Below are 15,327 nucleotides of genomic sequence, written 5' to 3'. Positions count from 1 at the left end.
TTTTTTTGGTAGAATTTGTCTAAACATGGCAAGCGATCGCTTCTTTTTGAAGAGGAAAGTCCGAGCTGCAATAAGACAAAGATTCCATCTAATGGATGGCTAGGGCAACCTAAGGGAAAGTGCAACAGAAAGAAAACTACCATATTTTATATGGAAAAGGTGAAACGGTAGAGTAAGAGCCTACCAGTAGCTTTGGTAACAAAGCTAGCTATGTAAACCCAATCTGCAGCAAGAAGGGGTGGTTTTTGTCTTATAATATAACCCTTCGCTTGAACTTGTTTGTAAAAACAAGTCTAGATAAATGATCGTTCTTGACAGAACTCGGCTTATAGCCATGTTTTACTTTATATAAGCAGAAGCTTTTTTGAGTTTTTGTAAATTAACAGCTATTTCATCTTGCTTTTTTTTCATAAAAGCTATCGCTTCATTAGTTAGCGCTAAAGCCTCATTGGGACAATCTTTATAATCCGGTTTTTCCATAAGTTTAACTATTTTTTCTACATCTTCAGTATAAACAGCTAGTTTAAACTCATCAATCCATTTTTTTTCACTCATTTTTGGTGTACTTCTCTCCAAGCTTCTAATAAGCCTTTTACTACATTTATTACTTCATCTACTCTTGCTTCACTGTTTTCTATGTTTGCTAAAGAAAGAAGTTGTAATTCTCTAGTGTATAAGCCACTTAAATAATGTGCTACTTCACCGCCCTTGTCATAATCAAGACAATTTAACAATTCAATAAAAATAGCACTAGCTCTTTTTACATAATACACTCTTTCTTCTATATTTTCATTTTGTATAGCTATTTTTATCCTACTTGAAAAGCGTAAAATTCCACTATATAGCATTTCTATAAGTTTTTCTTGGGATTCTACACCAGTTTGATTTTGTGAATATGCACTATAAACTGCACTATTTAGCATTTAAACCCTTTCTTTATTTTAAGAATTTTGATTATTTGCTGCATTGATCATATTTGCAATAACACTTGCTTGGTTATTTAGTTTTGCAATGATACCATCATATGCTGCCCATCTTGACCACATTGTATCATATCTACTTTCTATGGAAGCTTTGGTGCTTTCTATGGTTTCATTTAGATTTTTTGATTCTTTTGTTAAAGATGCTTTATAACCTCCAAATGAACCTTCAGAACTCATTATTTCACCCATGGTATTTTTTAGCATACCAAAAGTTCCAGTTTCTTCTTTATAAACTGAATATAAGGTTCTAGAACTTAAACCAAATTTTTTCAAAAATTCATTATCACCTTGAATTTCTAAGTTACTACCTGAAGTTCCTTTGATTTTAAATTGAATTTGTTGATTTTGATTGCCTTGGTTAATGATTTCAAAGCTAGCCTCTAAACCTTCTAAGCCAAAACTATTTATATGATCAACCAAATTTTTAGCTTTTTCAATATCATCTTTACCTGTTAATACAAAAGGATCTCCATTTGGAGTTTTGCTTAAATCTATGGTTGTATCATTATAAGTGATAGTAAAACTACCTTCTTTAAATGTTATATCATCTTTGCCAAGATTACTTACTCTATCACCAGCTAAATCAATATCTTCAAAACCATTACTTCCTACGAAAAATTTTTCAGCTAATTCAGGATCTTCGTTAAATTTAGAGTTAAATTTTCCTGAATCAAAAGATAAAACACCATCGTTTAACGTTAAGCCATAATCTGCCAAAGATAAACTTACTTTAGAGGAAACTTCAATCCCTTCTGAACTTTCACTATCACCAACCGTAACAGTTCCATCTACTGTTATAGTTTGAAGTAAAATATTGTTTATCTCAGATTTTATATTATAAATTTCGCTAACACCTACAAAATTCCCTTGTACTCCTGCTTCTGGATCATATTTTGTTGCTGCGTTAAGATTTATCATTAAATCATTATAAGCAGTAACTAAACTTTCTAAAGATTGCGCAAGTGCTTCAGTGTCTTGAGAAACGTTAAAAGTTATTTCTCCTTTTTGTTTTAATTCTAAGGTAACATCTGGAGCTATATCAGTGATAGTATTAGTTGGTCTTGTCATTTTAACACCATCTACACTAAAGATAGCATCCATACCTTTTTGGATATGATTTTCATTGTTTGAAGCTACATTGTAGCCTTGTGGAGTGCTAGTATCTAGAGTAATGCCAAATTTACTACTTAATAATGAAGTAGCTTTTTCATCTCTAGCATAATTTGCTTGGTCAATATTTCCTTCAGCATCAGTTGCATAACCACCATCAAAAAGACTTAATTGTCCACCATTGGTAGCTCTAAAAGTAAACGATTTTCCAGTTTCATCAAGGTTTAATTCAACTTTTCCATTGGTTTGTTTTTTTAAATCTTCTGCTAAACTTTTATAAGTAGTGTTCTCGTCTATGTCTATGGTAAATCTATCATATCTTTCACCATTTTTAATAACAAAAGTAAAAGAGGTTTTTTCACCAGGACCAAGTAGTTTCTCGTTAAGATTTCCACTAAAATTTCCACTTATTTTATCTTTATCAGTATCTCCAGCACCTATTGGTCTAAAACCATACAAACCACCAGCGCTAATGCTATTTTTATCAAGTCCCCAACCCATAGCATTTAATAACTTTTCATCACCTGAAAAAGAAATATTATTTTTAGTTCCTGTTTCAGTACTTTGTACTACTAAGCGGTATGGATTATCTCTATCTCCTGTATTGACTATTTTAGCTTCTACTTTTCCACCTGTTGCAGCATTTATTTTTTCTGCAAGCTGAGATACAGTAGTACTTTCATCAATATCGATTTTATAATCTTTTCCATCTTGGGTAATAGTAAAAGAAGTTTTGCCATCTACACCTTCTATACCCAAACTACCCATTACAGTGGCAGTTTTATCTTTAAATCCATTACTTTGATATACGTCTTTTTGTGCAAGTTGATCAACAATAACTTTCATGTTTGTAAGGTTAGATAAAGATCCTACTACTAAGCTTGCAGCAGCACTATCTCCACTTACACTAGGTGATACTTTTTTCTTGTTAAATTGTGAAGCATCACCTAAGCTATTTACGGCTGTTTGAAACGCAAGTAGCTTAGCTTCAAGTTCTGCTAGGTCTTTTTGTCTTGAAGTATTGGTTTCAAGCTGTGAGTTATAAAGACCTAAATGCGCATTCATTTCTGCTTCTTTTAGCTTGTTTAATGTATCGCTTGTTAAAACTCCTGAACCTATTCCTAAACTTCCTAAACTACCTACTGCCATAATTAACTCTCCTTATCAAAAATAGTGCCAATAACACCTTGAAAATGTTCTATTAGCTTCATAACTTCCTCGCTAGGAATTTTGCGTATTAATCTACCAGTATCTTTTTCGGTTACACTAACATACATTTCATTGATTTTATCATTATATGCAAAACGTACGTTTGTTTCTAGTGTTTCCATTTGATTATTAAGTTTTTCTGTTGCATTTTTCAATTTTTCATTTAAATTCTCATCTTGATTATTTAAATCAGTTTGCTGTTGATTTTCTTGAGATACTTTTCCAGTACTTTTTGTATTAAATTGTGCTGTGTTTGCATCCCTTTGAATATTACCAATGTCCATTTTAAACTCCTTTTTAAAAGACTTTAAAATACTCTATCGACATAATTTTAAAAAACTTAATATTTAGATTAAAAATCTCTATATTATTAATAAGCAAAAAGTGTTCTCAAAAAGCTTAAAATTAAAAAATTTCAAACTTTTTGAATAATTTTTCATCATTTGGAAGTAAATTTCTTGTAATAAGTCTATCTATAACTTCTTTAGAACAATTTGTCATTAAAGGCCATTCTTTATGATAATATTCTAATGATCCTTTATTTGTTGCATCAATCGCAACGCAATCTTTTTTGATAAATATATCTCTTTTTGCATCTATATTATTTACCACACGCCAAATTAGCATATAAGGATTTTCTAAAATAGCATCTGAATCTAAGAAAACTAAAATTCTAAAATGTTTTTTATAAGTTTGTAATTTTTCAAAAACTTGAGTTATTTTTTCTTTTTTATCTATCAAAATCACGCAAACTGGAGCAAAGGTTTGAGTGTAAAATTGCTTTAATTTTAAAATACTTTGATCTTTTTCTTTAAAAAGTGAAAGTAAAGCCTCATCGCTTAGAATTTCAAGTTCAACTTTTTTCTCATCACCACATGCATCAAGCCCTGCTTTGCCACCATAACAATAAGCGCTTGAAGCATGGTCGAGTTGATCGCAAATTCCTTCACTAATAAGTAATTTTTCTTCATCAAAGCGATTGAGTATATAAGGTATGAGTTTGTCATAATCTTTCAAACAAGGCGCATTTTCATCAACAAAAATAGCATGTTTTACAAAACTCATTTGCCCTACTCCCCAAAAAGTATGCATGACTTGTTTTGCATGAGCTGGGTATTTTGCTTCTATTTTAGCCAAGATTAGATTATGAAAAACCCCATTTTCAGGCATGTTATAATCTATCAAATCAGGAGCATTTGTCTGAAGTAAAGGCAAAAAAACTCTTTCTGTTCCAAGTCCCATGTATTTATCTTCTAAGGGTGGTTTTCCTACAACAGTAGCTTGATAAATCGCATTTTTTTTAGCAAAGATTTTTTCTACTTTTAAAATAGGACAAAGCTCAACCGGAGTGTAAAAACCTGTATGGTCTCCAAAAGGTCCCTCAGGTGCGAATTCATTTGGATCTACAAAGCCCTCAATTACAAAGTCACTATCATAAGGTACATAAAGATGGTTACTTTTGCATTTTGCCAAAATGGCAGGTTTTTTCTTGATAAAACCATAAAGTAAAAGTTCAAAAATTCCTTTTGGCAAAGGCGCTTGAGCACACCAAATATATAAAGGATCTCCACCTATGGCTATGCTTACTGGCATTTTTTGATTTGCTTTTTTATACTCATGGAAAAAATGGCTCGCATCTTTGTGAATTTGCCAATGCATAAGCAAGGTTTTTTCATCAACTACTTGCAAACGATACATTCCAAGATTATTTTGCTTTCCATCTATACTTTGAGTATAAACTTGTCCCATAGTGATAAAAGGCGCAGCGTCTTTTTCCCAAGTTTTTAAAATAGGCATATCATATAATGAATTTAAGCTTTTATAGTTGAATTCTCCATCTTTTTTAATGCGTTTTGGTGGGATATTTTTTAAATCAAGTAAGGTTTTGAAAAAATTTAATTTTGCACCAAAGCTTTGTGGTATATGCATTTTAAGTAAAGAGCTAATTTCTTTAGCTATATCTTCATAGTCTTTCCCAAATGCTAATTTTAAAGCTTTTTCATTACAAAAAGTATTTAAAAGAACAGGATAATCGTATTTTTTACCATTTTTTACTGCATTAGTAAAAAGTAAGGCTTTTGAGTCTTCTTTTTTAACTTCTATATAAGCTAAATGTGCCATTTCAAGATCAACATCAATGGGCTCATGAATGGTTTTTAATAAATTATTTTTTTCTAAAAGCTCTACGAATTTTTGCATTTATATCATACTCTCTGCTTCTTTTAAAATTTCTTTTGCACCTTTTGCTATCATTTCTTTAGCTAAAAGCTCGCCTGCTTTTGCGTAATCTTGTTTATCAATCATTCTTTTTTCTTTGAGAATTTTACTTGCATCAGGTAAGCCTACTATGGCGCGAATTTCTATTTTTTCATCAATGATTTTTGCATTAATACCTATAGGTACTTGGCAGCCACCTTCTAGAGTTTTTATAAAATCTCTTTCTATATTGGTTTCTATAAAGGCATTTTCATCATTTAAACATTCAAGGTATTTTAAAATTTGTTTATCATTAATGCTTTCTATACCTAAAGCTCCTTGGGAAGCTGCGGGTATCATCTCATCAAGCTCAAAAGCTCTAATGTATTTTATTTCTTTATCTAAACCTAAGCGTTTAATACCAGCTAAAGCCAAAATAATAGCGTCAAATTCTTTAGCTTTAAGTTTTTCTAAGCGCGAGTTGATATTACCTCTTAGAGAAATGATGTTTAAATCAGGCCTTAACGCTAAAAGTTGCATTCTTCTTCTAAGGCTTGTAGTGCCTACTTTTGCACCTTTTGGAAGAGCATTTAAGCTCTCATAATACTCACTTAAAAAAGCATCATTTACCACTTCTCTTTTTGAAATAGCAGCTAAAACTAAGCCATCAGGAAAGAAGCTCGGCACATCTTTTAAGCTATGCACAGCTAAATGCGAATCGCCTCTTAACATACTTTCTTCAAGTTCTTTTGTAAAAAGTCCTTTTCCGCCTATTTTAGCCAAAGGTGAATCAAGTAAAACATCACCTTTAGTTTTAAAACCCTCTAAAGAAATTTCTAATTCAGGATGTGTTTGGGATAATTTGTTTTTTATATATTCGCTTTGCCATAATGCAAGTTGGCTTTTTCTTGTTGCGATGATTAATTGCATTTTTTATGCTCCTGTATGATTTCTACATCTATGATTTCTTCTTCGTTGTTCGTTTGATGATATTTTCTTTTTTGTTTTGTAAATAATTTTAATATCATCATGAAAAATAAGAGTAAAATTCCTAAAAATGTACTTAAAATTCCTGGTATTAAAAGCAAAATTCCTACTATAGTTAAAGAAAATAATTTAATCATACCAAATAAATTCGTGTTGGTATTTTGCATAGTGATGAGATTTGTCCAAGTCTTTGCTAAAAACATTGCTCCTAAAAACATACTTGCAAAAACTATCATAAAAAAATTTAAAAAACCAAAAAAAGTTATAAATAAAATACTAGCGATTAATTCTAAAATCAAAAATGCACTTAAATTTGTTTTTACCATCATAGAATTTTCTCTAAGTGTGAAATTGCTTCTTGAGTTTTCAAAACTTGTTTTTCTAAGGTATTTCTATGGATTAATTCTACTTCATCATTTTCTAAGCCCTTACCTATAACTAAAGCATAAGGAAAGCCCATTAATTCAAAATCATTAATCTTTACACCAAAACGCTCATTTCTATCATCAAATAAAATCTCTTTATCACTAAAATGAGTGTAAATTTGTTCAGCAAATTCCATAGCTTTTGTGTCTTTTATATTAGAAACGATGATATCTAAAACAAAAGGAGCTAGAGTTTTATTCCAAATACAACCTTTTTCATCATGGCTTGCTTCTATAGCAACAGCTACTAAACGGCTCACTCCCATACCATAACAACCCATAGTGAAAAATTGAGCTTTACCATTTTCATCTAAATAGCTTGCATTCATTGCTTTTGAGTATTTATTTCCAAGTTTAAAAATATGGCCTACTTCAATACCCTTGCTTTGCTTAAGCTTGTGCTGACATCTTGGACAAAGATCATGTTCTTTAACTGCCGCAAGATCTTTAAAGCGTTCTTTATTTAAATTTACAACATTGATTCCGACTAAATGATAATCTTTTTTATTTGCTCCAATAATCATATTTGTTTCATTTTCAAGCTCATGATCAATATAAAAATCAACGCCATTTAATCCTACAAAGCCGATAAATCCTGGTACCAAACCTGCTTTTTCTAATTCTTCTTCACTTACATCGGCCAATTCTAGTGCATTTGCTGCATTTAGTGCTTTAACTTCTTGTAATTCATCATCACCGCGTATAAAAAATACTACAATTTTTTCTTCATTTTCATAAATAGCTTTTTTAGCAATAGCTTTAATAGTATAGTAAGGGTTAATTTTAAAAAATTCCGCTAATTCTTCTATAGTTTTTACATTTGGAGTGTGAAATTGTGTAGCAAAGTCAGCTTCTGGCCTTTCATCTTCACAACTTTTTTTAGCTCTTTTTGCTGCTTCAATATTTGCAGCATAATCACAATGCTCACATAATAATATATCATCCTCGCCATTTTTAGCCAAAACCATAAATTCTTTTGAACCACTGCCACCAATAGCCCCACTATCAGCTTCAACAGCTCTAAATTCAAGTCCTAATCTTGTAAGAATTTTACTATAAGTTTCATGCATAAGATTAAATTCTTTATCTAAATCAGCTTCGCTAGCATGAAAGCTATAGCCATCTTTCATTAAAAATTCCCTACATCTTAAAAGTCCAAATCTAGGTCTAGCTTCATCTCTAAATTTAAGTCCTATTTGATACAAATGCAAAGGAAGTTGTTTGTAAGAATTTATTTTATTTCTTACTAAAGCTACCATAGCTTCTTCATGGGTTGGCCCTAAAACAAAATCATTTTCTTTTCTATCTTTAAAGCGTAAAAGCTCTTTACCAAAAACATTAAATCTCCCACTTTCTTTCCAAAGTTCAGCTGGGGTATTAAAACTTAAATTTACTTCTAAAGCCCCTGCTTTATCCATTTCTTCTTTGATGATATTTTTAATCTTATCTAAAACTCTTTTTCCTAAAGGTAAAAAATTATACAAACCACTTCCAATTTGTTCTACAAAGGCACCTTTAACTAAAAATATATGACTTGGTAAAGTAGCATCTTTTGGATTTTCTTTTGTGCTTATGGCATAAAATTTACTAAATTTCATGATTATTCTCCAAATTAAATTCACATTTATAAAGGTTTAAACCTTCCATATTTTCATTTTTTAAATCAAACACATAACGCATAGCATTAATTACTGAATCATTTTGCATAGTTCCGCTTAGTTTTTTTAAATTTACGCTAGGATGATGTAAAAATGCATTCATTACTTGTCTTATAAGCTTTCTTGCTTCTTCATGGTTTGAGTGCTTTAAATATCCTTTATCTATAGCCTTTTGTAATTGTTCTTTAGCGATTTCATCAGCTTGTAAGCGTAATTGCTTAACTAAAGGCAAGGTTGCTAGTTTGCTTAGATGTTGAAAAAACTCATTTGTCATAGTACCTACTATGGAATAAGCAATTTGGGCTTGGTGTTCTCTTAGAGTTAAATTTTTTCTTACAACTTCTTCTAAATCATCAACAGCATAAACTATATTTTTTTCATTTGCTTTTACATCAATATCCCTAGGCACTGCTATATCAAAAAAATATCTTTTATAATCTTTTTCTTCTAATAAATCATTGGTTATGATAGCATGCGGAGCGTTTGTGGCGCTAAAAAATATCTCATATTGATTTAGTACTTCTTTTAAATTTGCAATACTTTCATAGCTTGCATTTTCACCTAAATCCTCGCAAAGCTTTTGGGCATTTTGTATATCTCTATTTAATATCAATACTTTAGCCTTGGCATTTAATAAATGCTTACAGGCTAGTTCGCTCATTTCCCCTGCACCTACTACAACAGCAGTTTTATTTTCTAAATTTACAAGTTCTTTAGCTTTTGCCACCGCCACTGAAGCAACTGAAATAGGATTTTTAGAAATTTCAGTTTGATTTCTAACATTTGCCGCACATTTAAAAGCATAATGAACTGCTCTAGTTATATGCACACCACATCTTTGCTCTTGCAGGGCAAATTTATAAGCATCTTTTAATTGTCCAGCAATTTGTGTTTCACCAATAACCAAGCTATCAAGCGAACTTGCCACAGAAAATAAATGATGGATGGCTCCGCTATCTTCGTAAAAATCAGCCTTGGTGCTTAAATTTTCTCTATCAACCCCACAAAGCAAACTAAGTGTTTTTAAAATATGCTCATTAATGCTTTCAACATCCCCAACAAAAAGAAAAATTTCAACCCTATTGCAAGTACTAAGCACTAAGCTTTCTAAAATTTTATTATTAGTATGGATTAGCTTTAGTAATTCTCTTTTTTTGTCTTCATTAGAAAAGGAAAGTTTTTCTCTAGTAGCAATATCTGTATTTTTATGTGTAAAACTGATGCAGTAATAATGCATTAAAATTCCCTTTCTATCATGCTTTTAATAATATCTTCTAAATCTTTTATATTGTATTTTTTTATAGCTTTTAGTGCATTATTTGCATAAGTGTTTAGTTCTTGGCCAACTTGATTAAAAATTTCATGCTCTTGCATTTTATTTTTAATCCAAGCAAGCTCATTTACACTTAAATCTTTCTTGTAATAAGACTTAAGTATTTCTTGATCTTGTGGATTTAATTTTTCGTGTAAATACATATAAGCAAGAGTGGTTTTACCTTCTTTAAAATCATTCATAGCAGGTTTACCTAAAATTTGCTCATCACCTTTGATATCTAAAATATCATCTACAATTTGAAAAGCTAAACCTAAATTTTTACCATATTCTGCAAAATCATCTTCATTTAAATTAGCAAGTATTGCCCCACACCTTGCGCTAGCTTCGATTAAAATGGCTGTTTTGTTATATATCATTTGTAAATAAGCATTTTTATCAGTATTGAAAGTTTCGCTTAAATTTACATCCATTAATTCCCCAACAGAAAGCATAACAACAGCATTAGAAATGATTTTTGCTAATTTTAAATCAATCAAAGAAAGTTCATAGAAGGCTTTTGAGTATAAAATATCTCCAAGCATGATAGCATTTTTAGCTCCAAATTGTGCATTGATAGACTTTACACCTCTTCTTAATTTTGCTTCATCAATCACATCATCGTGCAATAAGCTTGCAGCATGAATTAACTCTATAATAGCACAGATTTTATAGCTAATATCACTTTCCCCAGCTATTTTTAAAAGTAGTTTTGAGCGTAATTTTTTACCACCTTGAAGTTTTGAACTCATGGTTAAAATAGGCTCATAATTTAATTCAGATAAAAATTCATGCATATACTGATCGATCTTTTGCACTATGCTTTCCTTAGTTTTCTTATAATTATATTTTATTAAATTTTACTTTAGTTTTGATTAAGAGTGGCTTTTCTAGGGTCTAAAAATTCTACTTCTAATTTCTTATCTCTATCTTCTATATACACAGTAAAAATAGCCTTACCTTTTTTAAAATCACTAAATTCAAGTATCAATCTTGCTCTATCTATATAAGGATTTTTATAATCAGGCACTAAGGTTTGATCAACCCAGTTTAAATTTCTTCTTAAAGACATCACAAATTGTCTAGGGTATCTTTTATACTTTGAATGAACGATGATATTAGTTTGATCAAATAAAGTCCATGAGAAGTCAAAATAATAAATCTCATCAGGATAGTCAATTTCTTTTATTTTTACACTTGCTTTTTCATCTTTACTCAGGGTAAATTTATAAGTATAATCAAAAAATACTTCAGCCTTTAAAAAATTAAACATCAAAAATAAAGATAAAAGTAAACGCAAAATCAACCCTCATGCCCTAAAATTTCAGCACTTAAGCCTATGTAAAAATCATTTTTTCTCTCATCTATTAAGAGTGAATTTTCCATTTGAAATTGCGCTACATCGCTTTCATTTAAATTATTTTTTTCTAAAAGCTCTATCATAGCGATATGATCGGCTAATAATTTTTCTAAAACATTTTCCAATGCACCTAAATTTGCATATTTTATTGTTTCAATAAATTTTTCTTTAGGGCTTTTTGCAAACATTTCATCAAAAATATCCATTTTTTAACCTTTCATGTGAGTTTGAATTTTTTCTATTAAAGTAGTTTTATCGTTAACTTCATCTAAGTCTTTAGTTTCTTTTTGCCAAGAAATATGTATATAATCCATCTTAGCATTTTTAGCACAAAGTCTGTCTTTTAAACTATCGCCTATAAAAATACTTTTTTCATATTTTGCTTCATCTGCGATTAATCTTAGCATCATAGGATCAGGCTTAGCTTCTATACCATAACTAACACCTAGTATTTTATCAAAATATGAAAGAATGTTTTGTTTTTTTAAAATAGGCACCAAGCTTTCTTGAGGTGCATTAGTAGCTATAGCCAGATAACAATCGTTTTTTTTACAAAATTCCAAAACCTCAAGCACACCATCAAAAAGCACCACACTTTGATCATAATGCTTAATAAAATATTTTTCATAACCTTCTTTAAAACTAGTATGTGAGTAAGTATCAACCCCATAAAAAATCTTAGCATAATTTTGCCCAGGAGTATTGATAGTATCTAAAATAAACTCTCTTTTTAAAGGTTCTAAATTTAAATCCGATCTTATTTCATTTACCGCACATACTATGGCATTAGCACTATCTATAAGCGTGCCATCCATATCAAAAATTACATTTATCAATATTCATCCTTAAATTTAATTTTATGTTTGTCTTTTTTATAACTTTGATTATTTTTTAGCTTATACAAAGCATTAGCTTTTGAAGCTAAGGTTTTTTGGTCTAAACTTTCATCTAAACACTCATTTACAAAAAGCTCTAAAGCTTTAGTATAAGTAGAATCCAAAAACACCGCTTGAACTTTTTCAAAGATTTTAGCATTTTTTTGCATTCTTTCTCTAAAAAGTGTTAAATCAAAATCTTCCCTTTTTAAAGCATTCACAGCAGAGTTGGTAAATTTTTCCAAAGCTCTTACATATTTAACTCTTAAAGCTTTTTCATCATTTTTCATTCTGCTGCACTTGTATTGATTCTACATTGTAATGCTTCTTGTACTAAATTTCTAGCTATTGAAGCTTCAGCATCTACAATGTGTAAATGTTTATCAGTGTGTGGGAAAATGATCTTAGCACCTGTACCACTTGTTTTTAAAACCGTTTGTATGGGTTTATTGAAATTAGAAAGCACTTGATAGAGCATATCAAGTTTAGCTTCATTGCTTATAGTTATAATAGCAACTGAACATTCTTCTATATTAGCTACCTTTAGTGTTTCTACTTGCGCTACACTAGCAAAAAAAACATTCTCATTTCTGCTACGCCCAAGTTCAACTAAATTTAAATCACTTTCTAAAACTAGATATGGAATACCTGTTTTTTTGATCTTTTGCACCACTTCTTGACCTAATCTTGTATAACCAAAAATGATAAAATGATCTTTCATTTTTTGATCACATAGATAAAATTTAGCCATATCATTTTGCTCACCTTCGGCTGCGTTGGCTATTTTTCTAAGATTATTTAAAATAAAAGGTGTTGCAACCATAGTGATGATAGAAACTATAATAAAAATTTGTGCTGTTTTTTCATCTATAAGCGAATTTACTTGCATTAGTGAAAACACCGCTAGAGCAAATTCTCCAATTTGAGAAATACTCAAAGCAGTTTTTAAAGCTACTCTTTTTCTCGTATAAAGGATTAAAAGACCATAAATTACTACAAATTTTATCAATAACACCAAGCTTACAAAAACAAAAATCAAAAACCAATTTTCAAAAACTATATGAAAATCAATTTGCAAGCCAACACTGATAAAGAAAAACCCTAAAAGTAAATCCCTAAAAGGAACCAAATCTGCTTCTATTTTATGTTTATATTTAGTTTCAGCTATCAAAGCTCCAGCTATGAATGCTCCAAGCGAGTAAGAAAAACCAAAAGAATGCGCTAAAAAGCTTGCTCCTATTACGGTAAAAAGTATAGTAGCGATGAAAATTTCATTTGCATTGGTCTTAATGATAAATTTTAAAACATAAGTAAAAAGGTATTTGCCTATAAAATAAAGCAAAACAAGTAAAATCACAGCACTGACTAAGGTTGTAAATAAAAGCTTTGAAATATCAGCATTTTGAGAGCTAAATATATCAATCATTAACAGCAGTGGTATCACAGCAATATCTTGAAAAAGCAAAATTCCCAAAGCTTTTCGGCCATATTCTTCATTGATATCGCCACTATCATTAAGTATTTTTAAAACTATAGCTGTAGAAGATAAAGCTAGAGCAAAACCTGCTATCATTGCTATATGGTTTGCTATACCTAAAATATAAGTTACAAGCAAAGTACAAACCAAGCCACAAGTTAGCATTTGCAAACTTCCATTTAAAAACACTTCTTTTTTCATTGCTAAAAGGTGTTTAAATGAAAATTCAAGCCCTATGGTAAACATTAAAAAAACTATACCAAACTCAGCCACATGGATAATGATTTCATTGGTGCTAAAACCATAAAATTCACGCACAAATAAACCTGTAGCTATATAGCCTATAATGGTTGGAATTCCAAATTTTTTAAGTATAACATTAAGTACGACAGCAACTGCTACTGCAGTTAAAAATAAAGTTATAAAAGCATCCACTCACCAACCTTTTGTAATGTTTTATTATTTTATTTTTTCTAAAAAAATTAAGTCAAAATTGCTTCTGTGTTTTACTACTGCTCTTGATTTTGAAGGATTATCTCTTCTATCAAGTTCTAATCTTAATTCTTCAATGGTATTTTCAAACTCATCAATTTTTGTTTTTAGTTTTAAAATCACATCAACACCAGCTAAATTAACTCCAAGATCTCTTGTTAAGCGTAAAATCATTTTGATTCTATCTATATCTTTTTGAGAATAAAGTCTCATTTTGCCATCGGTTCTACTTGGTTCAACCAAACCTTCTTTTTCATATTGTCTTAGAGTTTGTGGGTGTATGCTTAAAACCTTTGCAACAACACTTATAAGATACACCGGTTCATCATAACTATGCTCCATTGCATACTCCTTTTAAGGTAATTTTTCTTCTAAAATTTTTACAAATTCAGGATCAAGGCTATTAATATCAGGTATTTTTACATTTAAAATTAAATACATATCTCCATAAAGATCTGTTTTTCTATTTTGCACCCCATAGCCTTTAAGTCTGATTTTTTGATTGTTTTTTGAATTTGGTGGTATGGTGATTTTAACTTCTTTTCTTGGAGTATGTACGCTGATTTTATCTCCAAAAAGTGCTGTTTTTAAACTAATTTCAACTTTTTTGTATAAATCATCATCTTCTCTTTCATATTCATCGCTTTTTTCAAGCTCTACCTTTAAAATCAAATCTCCTTTTTGTCCTTGAAAGCTTTTTCCTTTACCTCGTATGCGTAGCTTTTCGCCATCTTTTATACCATGTGGAATTTTGATTTTAACTTGTTCGTTGTTAATATTTATAGTATGTTCACCACCTAAAATTCCTTTTTCAAAAGGAATTTTAACACTTGCTTGTAAGTCTAAATCCTCTTCAAAACCCCCAAAACCTCCAAAACCACTTCTAAAATTATTACTAGAGCTAAAGCCTCTGCCAAAACCCCCAAAACCTCCGCCAAAAATATTATTTAAAATATCATTAATATCAGCTCCGCCTGCATTTCTTGAAAAATCATGAAAACTTTGCCCACCAAACATAGAATCACCATATCTATCATATTGAGCTCTTTTTTTCTCATCACTTAAAATTTCATAAGCGGCGTTAATTTCTTTAAATTTTTCCTCAGCACCTGCTTCTTTATTGATATCTGGGTGGTATTGTCTTGCTAATTTTCTATAAGCTTTTTTTATTTCATCTGCGCTAGCATTTTGCGAAACACCTAGTGTCTCATATAAACTATTACTCATTTTTATTCCTTATTTT

At 30.3% G+C, this 15,327-nt stretch carries 17 protein-coding genes and 1 other RNA gene; 1 reads left to right on the top strand and 17 read right to left on the bottom strand.

What is annotated here, in order from left to right:
* The first annotated feature begins 20 nt into the window (after positions 1–20).
* An RNA gene (rnpB, locus tag L8X24_RS01625) (RNase P RNA component class A) lies at positions 21–345 on the top strand.
* Here rnpB and L8X24_RS01620 read toward each other — a convergent pair.
* From L8X24_RS01620 to L8X24_RS01540, 17 genes are all read right to left on the bottom strand, one after another.
* Complete coding sequence (locus L8X24_RS01620; protein WP_257941661.1) at positions 340–555, bottom strand: hypothetical protein; 216 nt, start codon at positions 553–555, stop codon at positions 340–342. The genes rnpB and L8X24_RS01620 overlap by 6 nt on opposite strands.
* Entirely contained in the window at positions 552–923 is a 372-nt protein-coding gene (gene fliS / locus L8X24_RS01615; protein WP_263663313.1) for a flagellar export chaperone FliS, read from the bottom strand. The genes L8X24_RS01620 and fliS overlap by 4 nt, the downstream gene beginning before the upstream one ends.
* Before the next feature lie 18 nt (positions 924–941).
* Entirely contained in the window at positions 942–3,242 is a 2,301-nt protein-coding gene (gene fliD, locus L8X24_RS01610) for a flagellar filament capping protein FliD (protein ID WP_263663312.1), read from the bottom strand.
* A 2-nt stretch (positions 3,243–3,244) separates the two neighbouring features.
* Positions 3,245–3,586, bottom strand: a complete 342-nt coding sequence (locus tag L8X24_RS01605; RefSeq protein WP_263663311.1) for a FlaG family protein — start codon at positions 3,584–3,586, stop codon at positions 3,245–3,247.
* A 121-nt stretch (positions 3,587–3,707) separates the two neighbouring features.
* On the bottom strand, positions 3,708–5,501 hold the full coding sequence (locus tag L8X24_RS01600; protein WP_263663310.1) for a menaquinone biosynthesis decarboxylase: 1,794 nt from the start codon (positions 5,499–5,501) through the stop codon (positions 3,708–3,710).
* Entirely contained in the window at positions 5,502–6,428 is a 927-nt protein-coding gene (hemC, locus tag L8X24_RS01595) for a hydroxymethylbilane synthase (RefSeq protein WP_263663309.1), read from the bottom strand.
* Positions 6,419–6,814 (bottom strand): FxsA family protein, encoded by a 396-nt coding sequence (locus tag L8X24_RS01590; RefSeq protein WP_263663308.1) that lies wholly within the window; start codon positions 6,812–6,814, stop codon positions 6,419–6,421. Before L8X24_RS01590 ends, hemC begins: the two co-directional genes overlap by 10 nt.
* Positions 6,811–8,511: a proline--tRNA ligase gene (locus L8X24_RS01585; RefSeq protein WP_263663372.1), complete on the bottom strand. Its 1,701-nt coding sequence runs from the start codon at positions 8,509–8,511 to the stop codon at positions 6,811–6,813. Before L8X24_RS01585 ends, L8X24_RS01590 begins: the two co-directional genes overlap by 4 nt.
* The gene (hemA, locus tag L8X24_RS01580; protein ID WP_263663307.1) at positions 8,498–9,805 is read right to left on the bottom strand and encodes a glutamyl-tRNA reductase; all 1,308 of its coding nucleotides are present in this window, start codon (positions 9,803–9,805) and stop codon (positions 8,498–8,500) included. The genes L8X24_RS01585 and hemA overlap by 14 nt, the downstream gene beginning before the upstream one ends.
* Entirely contained in the window at positions 9,805–10,698 is an 894-nt protein-coding gene (locus L8X24_RS01575; protein ID WP_263663306.1) for a polyprenyl synthetase family protein, read from the bottom strand. Before L8X24_RS01575 ends, hemA begins: the two co-directional genes overlap by 1 nt.
* A 47-nt stretch (positions 10,699–10,745) precedes the next feature.
* Complete coding sequence (locus L8X24_RS01570) at positions 10,746–11,153, bottom strand: exporting protein (RefSeq protein ID WP_263663371.1); 408 nt, start codon at positions 11,151–11,153, stop codon at positions 10,746–10,748.
* Positions 11,154–11,182: 29 nt separating this feature from the next.
* Positions 11,183–11,446, bottom strand: coding sequence for a DUF2018 family protein (locus L8X24_RS01565; protein ID WP_039618310.1), 264 nt, complete (start codon positions 11,444–11,446; stop codon positions 11,183–11,185).
* Positions 11,447–11,449: 3 nt separating this feature from the next.
* Positions 11,450–12,076, bottom strand: a complete 627-nt coding sequence (locus tag L8X24_RS01560; protein WP_263663305.1) for an HAD family hydrolase — start codon at positions 12,074–12,076, stop codon at positions 11,450–11,452.
* Positions 12,073–12,405 (bottom strand): hypothetical protein, encoded by a 333-nt coding sequence (locus L8X24_RS01555; protein ID WP_263663304.1) that lies wholly within the window; start codon positions 12,403–12,405, stop codon positions 12,073–12,075. The genes L8X24_RS01560 and L8X24_RS01555 overlap by 4 nt, the downstream gene beginning before the upstream one ends.
* Entirely contained in the window at positions 12,402–14,027 is a 1,626-nt protein-coding gene (locus L8X24_RS01550; RefSeq protein ID WP_263663303.1) for a cation:proton antiporter, read from the bottom strand. The genes L8X24_RS01555 and L8X24_RS01550 overlap by 4 nt, the downstream gene beginning before the upstream one ends.
* Positions 14,028–14,051: 24 nt before the next feature.
* The gene (locus tag L8X24_RS01545; RefSeq protein WP_039668403.1) at positions 14,052–14,426 is read right to left on the bottom strand and encodes a heat shock protein transcriptional repressor HspR; all 375 of its coding nucleotides are present in this window, start codon (positions 14,424–14,426) and stop codon (positions 14,052–14,054) included.
* Positions 14,427–14,438: 12 nt separating this feature from the next.
* Complete coding sequence (locus tag L8X24_RS01540) at positions 14,439–15,311, bottom strand: co-chaperone-curved DNA binding protein A (protein WP_039628332.1); 873 nt, start codon at positions 15,309–15,311, stop codon at positions 14,439–14,441.
* Between the last annotated feature and the right edge of the window lie 16 nt (positions 15,312–15,327).

The sequence above is a fragment of the Campylobacter sp. CNRCH_2015_0814 genome (assembly GCF_025772765.1).
In the GTDB taxonomy this organism is placed as follows: domain Bacteria; phylum Campylobacterota; class Campylobacteria; order Campylobacterales; family Campylobacteraceae; genus Campylobacter_D.
The sequence above is the reverse complement of the archived record's forward strand: the minus strand, read 5'-3'. Positions and strand labels throughout refer to the sequence as shown.

Coding starts and splice junctions, on each gene's coding strand:
- L8X24_RS01620 (WP_257941661.1), bottom strand. CDS start 555: ATGAGTGAAAAAAAATGGATTGATGAGTTTAAACTAGCTGTTTATACT.
- fliS (WP_263663313.1), bottom strand. CDS start 923: ATGCTAAATAGTGCAGTTTATAGTGCATATTCACAAAATCAAACTGGT.
- fliD (WP_263663312.1), bottom strand. CDS start 3,242: ATGGCAGTAGGTAGTTTAGGAAGTTTAGGAATAGGTTCAGGAGTTTTA.
- L8X24_RS01605 (WP_263663311.1), bottom strand. CDS start 3,586: ATGGACATTGGTAATATTCAAAGGGATGCAAACACAGCACAATTTAAT.
- L8X24_RS01600 (WP_263663310.1), bottom strand. CDS start 5,501: ATGCAAAAATTCGTAGAGCTTTTAGAAAAAAATAATTTATTAAAAACC.
- hemC (WP_263663309.1), bottom strand. CDS start 6,428: ATGCAATTAATCATCGCAACAAGAAAAAGCCAACTTGCATTATGGCAA.
- L8X24_RS01590 (WP_263663308.1), bottom strand. CDS start 6,814: ATGATGGTAAAAACAAATTTAAGTGCATTTTTGATTTTAGAATTAATC.
- hemA (WP_263663307.1), bottom strand. CDS start 9,805: ATGCATTATTACTGCATCAGTTTTACACATAAAAATACAGATATTGCT.
- L8X24_RS01570 (WP_263663371.1), bottom strand. CDS start 11,153: ATGTTTAATTTTTTAAAGGCTGAAGTATTTTTTGATTATACTTATAAA.
- L8X24_RS01565 (WP_039618310.1), bottom strand. CDS start 11,446: ATGGATATTTTTGATGAAATGTTTGCAAAAAGCCCTAAAGAAAAATTT.
- L8X24_RS01555 (WP_263663304.1), bottom strand. CDS start 12,405: ATGAAAAATGATGAAAAAGCTTTAAGAGTTAAATATGTAAGAGCTTTG.
- L8X24_RS01545 (WP_039668403.1), bottom strand. CDS start 14,426: ATGGAGCATAGTTATGATGAACCGGTGTATCTTATAAGTGTTGTTGCA.
- L8X24_RS01540 (WP_039628332.1), bottom strand. CDS start 15,311: ATGAGTAATAGTTTATATGAGACACTAGGTGTTTCGCAAAATGCTAGC.